The sequence below is a fragment of the Sphingobacterium multivorum genome (assembly GCF_039511225.1).
GTDB lineage: Bacteria > Bacteroidota > Bacteroidia > Sphingobacteriales > Sphingobacteriaceae > Sphingobacterium.
In genome coordinates, this window is record NZ_CP154261.1 from 1953288 (window position 1) to 1965553 (window position 12266).

Consider the following 12266-nt stretch of genomic DNA (forward strand, 5'->3'; position numbering starts at 1 on the left):
CTACAAATTTTATGAAACGAATAAAATTAATCTTAATTCTCCTCTTTCATTGTCAATTTTTGATTGCGCAGGAGCTAAATCTAGTTCTTCAAACCTATAATGGCGAAAATAACATACAGGCGGCCAAAAGCGTGACCCTTAAAAATGGATTCTATATTCCGCAGGGAACCAATGCGCAGATCTCTATTGGGGGGCTTCCTGCCATGAAGAGCGTTGAAACCAGAACGCAGAATTATATTTTAAATAATATATTCCGTGTGGCAGGAATCAATCCTTCGAATATGGCAGCGGCAAGAACGGCAGATCAGGAGAACCGCAATATTCAATACATCGATGGTTTTGGCAGACCAATTCAGGCTACTTCTGTTATGGGAAGTACTGATTATGGAGATATCGTGCAATACAGTGAATATGATCCAGTTGGCAGAGAACGATATCAGTACCTTCCCTACGTTGCTTATGGTAATGAAGGAAGTTTCAGGATAGGGGATGCCAATAATGTAAAAAGCTTCTATCAGTCAAATCCATTACTGGCCAATGGAACAGCATTTCCCTTTGCCGAAACGGTATATGAAAAAAATGAACTGGGAAGGACCGAACAGATCGGTGCTCCTGGGCAGGTGTGGCAGGTCAGTAACAGTCAGATCGGTAATTCTGGACATACTGTTAAGTTCGCTTATACTGCAAATACTGCAAATGAGGTGCGTTTATGGCGGATGATCGCTACAGATGGCGCTACAGCATCGACCTTCTATGCTGCTAATAAACTCGAAAAGCTGATTAAAAAAGATGAAAATTGGGTTTCTGGCAAAACCGGTACAAGGGAGGAGTTTAGAAATCTTCAGGGCCAGTTGGTTCTGATCCGGATCTGGCAGGATGAGAATAGTTCGATAGATACTTATTATGTATATGATATTATAGGGAATTTACGCTATGTCATTCCACCAGGATATAAAGAAACAAGTGTTTCAGAGAACGCAAATGGATTTGACGAGTTGATCTATGCATATAAGTACGACAATAAACAACGGCTGATACAAAAGAAAATTCCGGGAAAAGGCTGGGAATGGCTGGTATATAATGCCAAAGACAAAGTGGTTCTGCAACAGGACGCCAATCAGCGTGCACTGAACAGGTGGACTTATATAAAATATGATGCTTTTGACAGGATTGTTGAAACAGGACATTATACAAAACTATTTGCATCGCAGGTTTTGGCTCAATCTGATGTAAATACAGTGACAAAGTATTGGGAAGAGCGTGAAGGAGCGGCCGACTATAGCAACCTGGCTTATCCTAGGACAGCAAAAGAACGTCTGACAACCGTTTATTACGATGACTATAGCTTCAATGGCGGATCTTTGGCGAAGCTCCAACCATTAGGGGTAACAAAAAGTTCGATGACCAAGGGACTTCTAACAGGTAGAATAATATGGAAAGATGACCGCACGGACTCCATGCTGACGATCAATTATTATGATGATTATGGGCGGCTGATACAGAATGTAAGCCAAAACCACCTAAAAGGTACAGACCGGGAGACCAATGAGTACAGCTTTACGAACGAACTGCTGAAAAGCACGCGGATCCATACACCAGCGACTGGTTTAGCGACAACGCTTGTCATGGCTTATGAATACGATCATGTTGGGCGTCTTTTACAGACAAAGAAGAAGGTGAATGCTCAGGCAGAAGTGATTCAAAGTCGGTTCGTATACAATGAAATCGGACAGCCTAAAACGAAATCGCTACACAGTGAAAACGGAGGTGCAAACTTTATGACCAGCATTGCCTATCAGTATAACGAGCGCGGCTGGCTGACCCGAATAGGGGCACCCCAGTTCGTCTCCCAGTTGAATTATTATATCAACGGCAACACGATATTACCCAATGCACAATACAATGGAAATATAGCTCAGCAATTGTGGGGACATGGCACCATGACAAGCAGTACGTTCGATTACAGTTATGATGCACTGAGCAGGTTAACGAGTAGTGTAAGTACAGGTACGGTGATGAGTGAAGTCCTGAGTTATGATGAGATGGGCAATATAAAAACCCTTACGCGTGACAATAGTCCGGCCATTAATTACAATTATAATAATGCAAATAAAAGTAATAAACTTGCTAGTCTTTCAGGAGGATTGATCGCAACGTTTACGTATGACCTCAATGGTAATGCGACAAAAGATCGTACTGGGATGGCATTGACCTACAGTTACCTAAATCAACCGAAGACAGCGATCGGAGGGGGTAGGAGTGTCGTGTACAGCTACGATGCCTTGGGTAGCAAACTGAACCGGAAGTCGACAGTCAATAACATTACTACAGAACAAGATTATATTGGTGGAATCGAATATAGCAAGACAGGCTCAGCAGCACCCGTGATTGAGCGGATCGCTACCGAAGACGGCTTTCTGCTAAATAGCGGAGGAACATACAGTTATTACTATAATCTGACAGATCATCTAGGCAATATTCGAGTGGTTCTGAAAAAAGAGGGGTCTGCAGCTTTACCAATAGCTACCGTGATGCAACGTCAGGACTATTATCCCTTTGGCAAAACAAAGTCTATTGCAACTAGCATTAATAATAAATATCTTTATAATGGCAAGGAGATGCAGTCTGACCTGAATGGTGGCACGCATAACTTGGGAAGTACTTATATTCTGGAAGGTCAACTGGATTACGGAGCGAGATTCTACGACGCGGAGATTGGAAGATGGAACGTAGTGGATCCGTTGGCAAGCTCCTATTATTCTTATTCACCTTATACCTATACTGCAAATAATCCTATTCTTTTTATTGATCCGGATGGAAGGTATTTCAAGGAGTATGATGATGCAGAAGCCTATTACGCAGAAAATCCCAATGGAAAGCTTGATGGCAGTGATGGTCATTGGCGAACTTCAGATAGAAAATATAATACTTCTGTTTGGAAAAATGCTAATAAAACTAATATTCAGAAAAACGATGGTTTTAAAGAGTATGAGAATTTGGATCAAAGGGCCGATTTTTACAGATGGTTTCAGGATGAGACCTCCAGTCGCGGGTTTGAAACTAAATGGGCTGGTGCTGCTGCCTCTACTGTTGATAAGTTGAAAAACTTATTGGGATTTGGAGCGACAATGACAGGCTATTCCAATGACGAAATCAAGAACTTTGTTACATTAGGGAATAAAATGATAATGGACGATGTTTGGGGCGGATTACAAGACTTGTATAACGGCAACCCTGTGAAGGGAGATGCAGCACGTATTTGGGACGGCGATCAGTTGTTAAAGGAGCAAAATGTGATAAACGGTTCTTATTGGAAGTTGTCTAATAGCTCGTTGAATACTCTAGAAAACTCTTTAAAGAAAAACTATTTTCTATCCAAGTTTATTCCAGGACCTGTGTTTAATGGGTCAATAATGAGCATTACAGATCGGTGGAAATATGGTATGGGAATGATGGGATATAAAAATCTTCCACCTATAAGTACAAAATATAAACATCAATAAACATGTTATGATGAAGTTTTTCGCTGAAAAATACTATTATCTGGTTGCATTTACTTTGTTACTGTTAACCCTGAGCCTTCTTAAGGAGAATTTGTTTAATAGGGTGTTTGGTGTTAATGAATTGCAAACAGTAGAAGTGTTTAGGAATACGTTGATATACACCCTTTATATTTGTTTAGTAGGTTTATTCTTTGTATCTATTGCTCTTCTCTTTGCTAAAGAAAATACTCTGCATAGGATTGTTTTGATCATTATCCCTTTGGTTATCTTTGTCTTCCTACTGTTCTTATACATAGCATTCGGCAAAAATAATATGTTCCCCTTTTTATGACGACACTTACAACGCCCAATCCGATAAAGATTGGGCGTTGTTGTTTTATTTGAGTATTGCCTGCATCTTGCTTTTGGCGAGGAATGCGTCAAGCAGTGCAAATACCTGATCTTTTTCGCTTTCGCTGAGCTTTTCAATGTCCTGAAACCTTTCCACTGTCCTACGGTCAATACATTGTATTATTATGGAGATGGATTTAGCAATAATTCGTTTGAGGGAAGCTGGACGAACTATAAAACGAAGATGGCAAAAAAATGTAACTGGGGTGATTTTAGCATTCCGGAAAGTGGGGACCTTGATGCTTTGAGCCGTTATTTAAATGCTCTTGTTACGATCAAGGAAATTGCATTTGTGAATATGTTACGTACTCAATTTTCGGCTGAATATGACCAAATTTCTATGAAAATCCACCGTTAGGATCTGGGATCCAAACGACGAGCTATCCATATGAAAGGACAATTTTTGAAGCTGGCCCTATTGACAGGATATTGGAGAAAGGTGCTCCAGGTGCGACATGGCAGCCCTTAGATGGAAATATCTCCGGGTCAGGACATACAATTAAGATGGGTACCGGAAGTAATGCCGAAAATTCAACTAACTGTCTTTTAAGGCTTTCCACTTGAGATCCGAAGAATAATCTATACGACCAAATATCATCGAAAACATGAATGGGAAGATCCATGATAACGGACCTGAATTCACCAGTCATCATTTTGAGCTTTGGTTAAAGATAAAGGCGTCGCTATTCAATTTATCCAGCCCGGTAAGCCTATGCAAAACGGTTATATTGAACGATTCAACCGAAGTTATCGCAAAGAAATTTTGGATGCTTATTTATTTTTCAATTTGTCAGAAGTAAGAGAACATACCCAGGCATTGATGGATGAATATAATAACAACAGACCCCATGAAGGGCTGGGGAATCTCACACCAACGGAATTATCAAAAAATATTAGACACAAACAACAAATAAATCAATTAGTAACGTAAATTAGAAAAGTCCAATCTTAGCTTTCGGAAAAATGATGTACTTACCCTACGTCTAATAAAAATTAATGGACATTAGGTATGTTGAGGCCTATGTAGATTTTCAGCTCAAAGCTTCCAACAAATTCTTCAAATCCTGCTCAAAATGATGTGAAAAAAGTATGCTGACCGGCACTTAAGGAGACACTAGTTAATAGTGTCTCCTTTTTTATGCTCAAAAATGTTGTCATTCAGGTTATGAAGGGGCAATTGAGTACAGTTCGATTTTTTAATGGAAAATAACCGAGAACAGGCAGTAAAGATGGCGTGTTGGGTATTTTTCATAAATTAGGTCTAATAGCAATGGTTGATTTGAAAAAACTGTGGTATAATTGGCATGTAGACGGGGTCTCCTTCATTAACTTTTCTATTTTTGGGAAACTTAAACTCGCGTGAAAAGATTTTTTACCCTACTCTGCCTTCTAGTTTTGGTACTTACCGTGCATGCCCAAAAGGCTTTATTGTCAGGAACAGTACGAGATTCTATTACACATTCTCCTATATCTTTTGCCAGTATTTCAATCCTTGATGCTTCTGGTCAGGTAGTTGATGGTGTTGTAGCGGATTCAGTCGGTAGCTTTTTGTTTTCGAATCTTAAAAAAGGGAAATATACCCTTGCGGTCCGATTTATTGGCTATGGCTCAAAAAATATTGTTGTGGATTTTGATGGTCGGAGTCGAATAGATCTGCCCGGAATTGCATTGGCAGCTAGAGGACAACGATTGGACGAAGTAGCGATCATCGGACAGCGCGTTGCACAGCAACATACAGGTGACAGGCAACGATATCGGGCAGATCAGTATAATAATGCTGTTGGCGGTACAGCATTGGATGTGATTAAAAATCTACCTTCGGCTGCTATCGATGTCAATGGCAACATTAGTATGCGTGGAAATGCGGGTGTAATCGTGCTTATCAATGGTAAACCTTCTTTTTTAGATCCCGTCACGGTTTTGAGCCAAATCGCAGCCAATGATGTGACCGAGGTGGAATATATTACTAGCCCCTCTGCTCAATTTGATCCTGACGGCAAAGGAGGAATGATTAATATAAAAACTAAAAAAGCCACAACCGGCGGATTTGCCTGGATACTCAATCTACAAGGAGGACTCCCTAGCATCGATAATTACAGTAACCATAAGAGCCAAAAACGATTTGGCGGCGATGTTTCTTTCCAGTTCAAAAAAAATAGACTTGAATTGAACGGTTCGGCCAATTATCTGCGCAATGATAATGCGGGGTTTAGAGCGGGTGACGTATACACCATTATTGGTGACAGACAAACATTCTTTCCCTCCCAAGGCGAAAGAAGTTTTGACAAATACAATTTTGGCGTCAGACTGAATGGTTCTTATGAACTATCAAAAAAACAGCAAATTAGTCTGGGGGTATTGGCCTCCCGAAAATTTCAGGACCGTCTTGCTGATATATATTACACGAACCGAACAGTACAGCCTTCAACGGGGAGAGAACTCTCCGCAACCAATTATTTTAACTCCAATCTCCAAAACAAACAAGGAGAATTCTATCTTATCGATTTCAATTACCAGTATAGATTAAATGCAGCCCATGTATTGCAGTTCGGTGCTATTTATGAGTATGCTCGGATTTATGGATCGACAAAGAATGCGAATATCGAGCATGGAACCGATACTGTTCAATGGACAAATAATAACTATACAAATCCTTTACACGGGTTACGGCTATCAATACAACATAACTGGAAATTGCCACATGGTGAACTATTGAGCGGTTACCAGCTGAGACGTGATCGACAAAAGGGCGACTTTGACTATTTCGCCACTATGCAGGGAAGCCGTGTATTGCAGCTTGTTCCTGCATTTACAGGAAGATTAAACGCAGATAATAAGGTGCACGGATTGTTTAGCCAGTATGATCATAAACTTAAAAGAACCCAACTGTCGATCGGACTTCGCTATGAATATTATCAACGTGATGTGCTGTTGGTTAATACCGCCGAAAAATATCCATACGCGGTCCATCAATTGTATCCTACCTTCAATTTGATGCACGATTTGGGTAAAAGTTGGTCCTGGAAATTTGCAGCAGCGAGACGGATTCAGCGAAATAATAATTTTGAACTAAATCCGATTCCAGAACGCGAGCACTCAGAAACATTAGAACAAGGGGACCCAAAACTGCTGCCAGAGTTTACGATGAATCTGGAGACCGGGATTCTGAAAAAGCTGAAAGCTGGAAGTCTGTTCATGAACGTTTACTATCAACACAGCAAAAACCCTATCCAGCGTGTGAACTCCGTTTACGCAGATACTGTTCTCAACCGGGTATTTACCAATGCGGACTACGCCAATCGCTGGGGGACTGAAATAGGAGGAGAGGGCAAACCATTTTCTTGGCTAAAAGTGAACGGTGGTTTTAATCTCTATCGTTATAAAATATCGGGGCAGGTATTAACCTATCCGGAGACACGCACGAATAGTGATTGGGTTTATTCTTTAAATGCAGGACTACAGGCTGATCTACTAAAAAATTGGAGCACCGGGCTACAAGTAAATTATCTTTCTGAAAAACCTACCGTTCAGGGAAAGGATTCACGCTTTTTAGCGCCCCATTTTAATTTAAGTAAAATTTTTTTGAACGGTGCCATTAAAGCACAGGTTCAATGGCAATTTATTGAGTTGGGGAAATGGGGTGTAAACGAGCAGCGTATTACCACAGCTTCACATGACTTTTATACGACCACGAATTATATCTATGAAAAAAACATCCTGATGCTCAACCTTAGTTTCAATGTGCACAAATTGAATCAATCTACCAAACTGCCAAAAAGTGAATTTGGTGAAAAGGAATTTTAGTGGTTTTGCTTCTTGAATTCGGAAGGCGTAACGCCGGTATAACGTTTAAAGTATTTGGAAAAATTCGATTTGTCTGAGAATCCCAAGGCAAAAGCAATCTCAGCGATGGAATTGTTGGTGTAAAAAATGAGCCGCTTTGCTTCTTTAATAATATAGGTTGCTAATAGCTGAGAAGCTGTATTGCCGGCATTTTTCTTGCAGACAGCATTTAGATTCTGAGGGCTGGTGTAAAGCAGGTTGGCATAATGAGCCACATTGTTTACGATTGTCGATCCGGTATTTAACAGCTCAATAAATCGTACATAGAGATCATTGGATATTGATGTGGATTGTTCTATGCCGTCTATATCCTCAAGAACCTTTGCCAGTAATGATCTGAATAAACCCTCTTGAACTATCCTGTTTTCTTCTTGTGCTAGGATTTCAAGAAGAGTCGGTATAATACCGTTTTCTTTTAAGTATATTGTATCGAACTTACTGATTTCGCCAACCATCCTTGCGATTTCAAGATCTAAACTCAGGTCTACAAATGATTTTTTTACCAGCAGAACAAACCCTTCGATGGGGGGAGCAAGTTCCCAGTGATGAACAGAATCTCTACGAATGATCAATATGCAGGGCGTTTTAATCGGACTTTCAATCCCATCAATGGTATGTTTCCCTGATGTAGCCGATAAAAAAACAATTTCGAGGTATCCATTATGCTTATGTGGCTTGGTGACCGCTTTTGAATTATCAAAAGCAGCAACTTTTAATAGCTTTTTCGGTTCGAGTTTGTCTTTTATGATGATTTTACTGCTCATGCAGATCTGCTTAGAGACGTAAAAATAAAAGAAATTATTGTATTGAAGCAAGCTAATTGCTATTTGAATAGCAATTATAGCTCAGTCTTTCAAAATTCGCATCAATGTCCACACTCCATTTAGAAAGACATGAAGTTTACACTGTAGGACTTTTAATTATCGCGCTTTTTGATCGTCCCATATCTTCTCTCTAGAAAAATATTAATTTTCTCGATGAAATTGTATGTGTTAATAATTCCAGCATAGTTGCAACAATTAGGCAGCTAAACTATAGTTTATTTTGAATCAGATTCCTAAAAAAATAAATAATGATAAAGACATACAATTTATAAAAACAAGGCTTGCTGTCACATTAACCTTTACAATATAATAGTTGTATTACGAATAATAGGCGAACAACCACGAATAATGAATGGACTACAACAAATAATAAATCACCGTAAAATTAGTTAAATGCGTTTTTATTTTTACTTCCATAAAATAAAGACCTGCTTCAAAAGCATGTTATGGTTTAACAAAAAACTAGAAACAATGAAAAAATTAATGATGAGTTTGATGGCTGTTGCACTGCTATCTACAGCCGCTTCTGCAAAGACAACTGAAAAGGCTCCGAAAGAAAATGTCAATGCTAAAACAATGACTTACCGTCTTCCCAACACGAACACCCTCGTGAAGGTCACCGAAGAGATCAAAGAAAGCGAAGGAAAATTGACGCACTGTATTTTTGTGTTAAGCTTTTATGATTATGACACGGCCCAACTGGTCGGTACACATACTTCAGATACCTATACAAATGGAGGTTGTGGATCCTTCTTTAAAGCATGCAGGGCATTTTGGGGTGTCTAATACAGCAGCGTCCTATTGTTCTTAACCAGGAGAGGCTTCGGCATTTTCGCGCTGTTACAAACGATTAATTTAAGCGGGGTGAAAACCCCGCTTTTTTTCGGCCTAAATGGTTAGACTGTTAAGTCTTTTTGGTGTACAGGAAGTTCAGTTTTTAACTCGCTTTTTCGTTTGTGATGCGCTAAAAACGCTACGCTTTGATGATTTGTGTTCAATAACGGAGCGTCTTATCGCGTAAATTGTTACCTTCTTTTCGTTAAATGAGATTGGAGCGTTTTGATTTGAATTGTAAAAATATGCTATACCGGGATGGTATGTGGTGGACCGATGTAAAAAAACGTTATCTTCGATTATTATATTTAATTTATCAGATAAAAAAGTGTAGTTAACCTTTTTTAATGATAACTGAATTTGGAACTGAAGAACTTCAATATGCACACTAGAAATTTTTTACTTCTTCTTAGCGCACTGATATGGCTAAGTTGTACAAAAGATCCCATCGAGCCAAGCGTAGAACCTCCAGAGGTGGTCCCTACAGATACCACCAAAAATGAACCCACTGTCCCGCCAGAAAAGTACGAAATTCGGAAAGTACAGTTGCAGATGAGTGAACTGTTCGCTGATGATAATATTGATGAAAAGGTGTATTTAGGGGGCATCTGGAATCTCAAAGACACACTTGAAGGGCCGCGGCTAGAAAGCCTGGAAGCAAAAGCAAAAAAAGTTAAATTTCATTTCTTATCAGACAATGATTTCTCCGTCGATATGGGGTTCTTTGAACCCAGCTATAAGAATGGCCTTACTTATGCAAATAAGTTTGAAAAATCGAAACAGGCAAGTAGCATGAACTTTACTTCGAGCACTTTTGGCGATTACGCCGAAATACAGGGATTTCTCGGTAATTCGAAGGATGTAAAAAAGGCCCTATCTCTGGTCAGACATGCTGACTCAACGACGGTCACTAAACCCAATAGTACGCTTCGGATAGGCAATGTCAATAAGCTTACGATTTATATTGATTACACCGAGTATCATGAAGCTTATCCGGAATCGGAAGTTGCCGCATTAACCCAAGCAGGCTATTCTCCTTACGTGCTTGCTTCGGTAACGTATGGTACCCATATGATTCTGATGGGCGAAACTGATTCAACACGGGCAGGCCTAAATACAGCAATAGACAAAATACTGGAACATAAAACGCTGGATGATACAGATACCAAGGTACTCGATTGCAGCAATCTGCTGGTCTATTATCGTGGCGGTGGCAAGAACAGTTTTATTCAGTATCCAAAAGGAGCCCAAGCTATTAGAACAGCGCTCCGCGATATGCTCCTTTATGTGAGTCAGACGGAAAATATCTTTAATTATCCGCTTACCTATGACTTTATGAGCCTGAAGGACTACAGCACCTTAAAGTATTATAATATATTCGACATTAGGGTTAAAAAACAACTGTAAACGAACTTACTGACGTTCAGAAGATATTCTTAGGTCAATAGGCCAAAAGATCAGACGAACCCCTTGGAAAGATGAATAGCTGATCGAATGCTGCAGGACGATAAGTGTGGAATTGCTTAATAAAGCGGGGCTATACAAACGTTTTGAATAGTCCCGCTTTATTAAGCAATAGCATCCTTACCAATGTATCGGTCTCCAAAAGACATGAAATAGCAGCCTGTATTTGTTTATTTTGTTTCACTAATATCCTTTAGTCGCTGCAAAGCATTTGGCCAAGCCTCATTAAAGTAATCGATGTATTCGTCATTTGTATCAACATCTACTTTCAATAATGTTTGTCCCTCAATGTCCGAAAAAGAATAATTTTCCAATGCTCCAGCCCAATCTTCGACAGCTGGTCCGGATAAAATTTCTTGGCCATTGTCTAGGATGCCAAGATGCCGAATAGATACATATGAATTTGGAATGTATTCAGCGATTTCTGCTACCATTCCACCTTTTTCACCATTTTCATTGACGCCGGTAAAATGAATTTTTTGCCCCTTTTCCCAAATGCCTTCGAAATCTGAACTTGGATTGAATGCACTGGTCCATTCTTTATAGGTTTCTTTGTCAAGCATAGTTTTAAAAACCCGCGGCACAGGCGCATGGATCTTAATTTGATAAGTCAATTTCTTCATCTTTCTATTGTTTTGGAAAATTAGGATCGGCCTTTATTTCAGCGATCTGTTTGGTATGACGCGCAGAATGTGCGGCAATAAACATGAGGGCTTGGTAACCATCAATCGGACCGGTTGGGGAATCGCTGACATGATTTCTAAGATCTTCCGCATCAGCTTTTTTGATGTAATCAAGCACGGGTTGGCGAGCGGCGGAGAAATCAGTCAAAGCAGTGTTCACATTTTTATAAATTCCTTCTGGCTGAAGTTCCTTGGGTGCCTGGTATTTGTGACTCCTGTCTGTGAGTGCGTTTTTTAGGTTGTCGTCGGTCATCTTGATCTCTTTTCTTCTTTCGGGTTGAGGATCTTGATCCAAGCCCTTTTTTGCCATGTCAAATATCATTCGTTCTGAACGAATAATATGCTCAAGGCATTGACTGATCGACCATTTGTCAGGCGCTGGTTTAAATTGGAGCTGCGCTTCGCTTAAACCCGCAACCTGCTTTTCAAGTTCCGCAGTTGTTTGGTTAAAATATTGCAATAGCGAGTCGGTTCCAACATAATCGCGTTTTAAAGCCTGTTTTTTTTCTATCAGCGTAATGTTTTGGTCTTTTTGCTCGAGCAATAATCGGGATTTGGCTGATGACGGAGCCAAGGTAGCAGTTGCTATACTGGCAAGTGCTATCATGTTCATAATTAGATTCATAGTTTAATACGTTTTAAGATCGTAAAATAAATGTCACTATTTCTTTACAATTATAAGGGATTTTTGTTTGGTATATCTTCTCATAGGACAAGAAAAGCTA

10 protein-coding genes are annotated in these 12266 nt (G+C 39.7%); 6 read left to right on the forward strand and 4 right to left on the reverse strand.

The features are described 5' to 3' along the window. Positions 1–11 precede the first annotated feature (11 nt). Both AAH582_RS08005 and AAH582_RS08010 read left to right on the forward strand, forming a co-directional pair. Positions 12–3503: a DUF6443 domain-containing protein gene (locus AAH582_RS08005; RefSeq protein ID WP_343321765.1), complete on the forward strand. Its 3492-nt coding sequence runs from the start codon at positions 12–14 to the stop codon at positions 3501–3503. A 361-nt stretch (positions 3504–3864) separates the two neighbouring features. Beyond that, positions 3865–4251 (forward strand): hypothetical protein, encoded by a 387-nt coding sequence (locus AAH582_RS08010; protein ID WP_343321766.1) that lies wholly within the window; start codon positions 3865–3867, stop codon positions 4249–4251. A gap of 22 nt (positions 4252–4273) precedes the next feature. Here the strand turns inward: AAH582_RS08010 and AAH582_RS08015 are convergent, their stop codons facing one another. Beyond that, positions 4274–4546: a hypothetical protein gene (locus AAH582_RS08015; RefSeq protein ID WP_343321767.1), complete on the reverse strand. Its 273-nt coding sequence runs from the start codon at positions 4544–4546 to the stop codon at positions 4274–4276. A gap of 8 nt (positions 4547–4554) precedes the next feature. Here AAH582_RS08015 and AAH582_RS08020 point away from each other — a divergent pair, with 8 nt between their 5' ends. Together AAH582_RS08020 and AAH582_RS08025 are read left to right on the forward strand one after the other, a co-directional pair. Beyond that, positions 4555–4824 (forward strand): integrase core domain-containing protein, encoded by a 270-nt coding sequence (locus AAH582_RS08020; protein WP_430459033.1) that lies wholly within the window; start codon positions 4555–4557, stop codon positions 4822–4824. Between the two features lie 428 nt (positions 4825–5252). Beyond that, positions 5253–7697, forward strand: a complete 2445-nt coding sequence (locus AAH582_RS08025; protein ID WP_343321768.1) for a TonB-dependent receptor — start codon at positions 5253–5255, stop codon at positions 7695–7697. Here AAH582_RS08025 and AAH582_RS08030 read toward each other — a convergent pair. Next, complete coding sequence (locus tag AAH582_RS08030; protein WP_343321769.1) at positions 7694–8500, reverse strand: helix-turn-helix domain-containing protein; 807 nt, start codon at positions 8498–8500, stop codon at positions 7694–7696. The two genes, AAH582_RS08025 and AAH582_RS08030, sit on opposite strands and share 4 nt — an antisense overlap. A 531-nt stretch (positions 8501–9031) precedes the next feature. Between AAH582_RS08030 and AAH582_RS08035 the strand changes: the two genes are divergently transcribed. Both AAH582_RS08035 and AAH582_RS08040 read left to right on the forward strand, forming a co-directional pair. After that, positions 9032–9346: a hypothetical protein gene (locus AAH582_RS08035; RefSeq protein WP_156167503.1), complete on the forward strand. Its 315-nt coding sequence runs from the start codon at positions 9032–9034 to the stop codon at positions 9344–9346. 429 nt (positions 9347–9775) lie between these two features. Next, the gene (locus AAH582_RS08040) at positions 9776–10801 is read left to right on the forward strand and encodes a hypothetical protein (RefSeq protein WP_343321770.1); all 1026 of its coding nucleotides are present in this window, start codon (positions 9776–9778) and stop codon (positions 10799–10801) included. 227 nt (positions 10802–11028) lie between these two features. On the opposite strand, the gene AAH582_RS08045 is transcribed toward AAH582_RS08040, so the two are convergent. Both AAH582_RS08045 and AAH582_RS08050 read right to left on the reverse strand, forming a co-directional pair. Continuing rightward, on the reverse strand, positions 11029–11481 hold the full coding sequence (locus tag AAH582_RS08045) for an SRPBCC family protein (protein ID WP_343321771.1): 453 nt from the start codon (positions 11479–11481) through the stop codon (positions 11029–11031). 4 nt (positions 11482–11485) lie between these two features. Further along, positions 11486–12154, reverse strand: a complete 669-nt coding sequence (locus tag AAH582_RS08050; RefSeq protein ID WP_343321772.1) for a DinB family protein — start codon at positions 12152–12154, stop codon at positions 11486–11488. Positions 12155–12266 lie beyond the last annotated feature (112 nt).